This window comes from Mycobacterium sp. (genome assembly GCF_008709575.1).
GTDB lineage: Bacteria > Actinomycetota > Actinomycetes > Mycobacteriales > Mycobacteriaceae > Mycobacterium.
On record NZ_VYIK01000144.1, the window covers coordinates 1 to 1,493 of the forward strand.

Annotated in this window: 1 protein-coding gene; it reads right to left on the reverse strand. The window is 65.7% G+C overall.

The genetic code is table 11. The annotated features are described in order from the left end of the window. Nucleotides 1-12: 12 nt before the first annotated feature. Nucleotides 13-1,278, reverse strand: coding sequence for an IS110 family transposase (locus tag F6Q13_RS17350; RefSeq protein WP_293059200.1), 1,266 nt, complete (start codon nt 1,276-1,278; stop codon nt 13-15). Between the last annotated feature and the right edge of the window lie 215 nt (nt 1,279-1,493).

Here is a 1,493-nt window from a genome sequence, read left to right on the forward strand (position 1 = left end):
CCTCTGTCAACGTCACGCGGCAGGTCGTGTGTTGTGCCGGTTGCGGATGTGGGTGTTTTCGTCGTATTGGACGTTGTGGGTGAGGCAGTGCCAGAGCAGTTCGAGCCAGCGGTTGGCCAGTGCTCGCAGGGCGCTGTGGTGGGATTTGCCCTTGGTGATCTTGGCGTCGTAGAAGTCGCGCGCCCAGGTGGAGCGGATGAGACTGCAGAAGGCCCATTGGTGCACAGCAGCGCCGAGGTAGCGGTTGTGGGCCAACCGGCGGGCGATGACCAATTCGCTGCGGCCCGATCGTCGGGTGACCGGGGCGGTGCCGGCATAGCATTGCAGCGCGTTGGGGGTGTCGAATTGCTCGATGTGATCGCCGATTTCACCGGCGATGCGGGCGGCGAGGCGATCCCCGAGGCCGGGGAAGCTCAGGTAGATCTCACCGCCCGGGACTGCTTTTCCCGGGTCGGGGTTCCTGGGTTGTTTAGCGCGGCCTTCGCGGCGGGCTCCCAGCAGCAGCTCACCCATGCGGCGCTCCCAGTTCTTGCGGGCTTCGCGCAGGGCCAGCAGCTGGGTGGCGGTGAGCGCGATGGTGGTGGCCTTGGCGCGCACCAGATAATCGCGCACCGGCAACTGCTCAGTGCTCAGGGCGTCACGCACGCGGGCGGCGAAGCGGTCTGGCCAGCCATGCCGCGCGGAGCGCGCGAAGCGTTCCAGGGCGTCATGATCGAGTTCGGCGAGCTGGGCGTAGGTGGGCCAACTGGCCAGCAGTTTCAAGATGACCGGGCTGCCCAGATCATCGCCGGCGATGGTGAGTGCAGCCGGAAAGGTCGCCAGCAGATCGGTGCGCAGCCGGTTGAGGAGCCGACGTTCATCGCGGGCGGCGCGTTCGTCGTCGCGGGCAATCGCGCGCAGCTCGCCGGCCAAATCGCCGTGCGGAATGAGTTTGCGCAGACCCATGAACTGATCCAGCGCGATCAAACAGCAGATGCGGGCATCCTCGGCGTCGTCTTTCTTCTTAGCCGGGCCGCGACGGCGCGCCACCAGGTCGGGGTTGACCGGAAGCAGGGTAAATCCTGCATCGAGCAGGGTTTCGACCAGCACACCGTGGCGGGTCTCAAGCACCACGCGGATTTCGGCAGGGTCGGGCTCGAGCTCCAAACAGCGAGCCAGCAGCCGTCCCACCCCGGCTACCGAGTGCTCGATACGGAAGTGCTCGATCACACCCTCGCCGGGCCGGCCCAGCGCCACGTCGTGGAACGACTCGGCCCAATCGATACCTACCGCAAGCAAATGCGTCGCCTCCCATCATGTTTCAGTTCTCAGTCGCCGGCGCTGGAGGCGTTGCGTCGTGCTGATAGACCAGTCCTCGCCGGGACGACATCCTCCAAGACGACAAGCCTCCGGCACAAACCCCCGGGGACGCCGTCTCATTTCAGTCCTCGCAGGACAAGCGACGAAAGCGTTCCCCGAAGGTCCGGCCATGAAGGAGGGTAGAGCTATCAGCG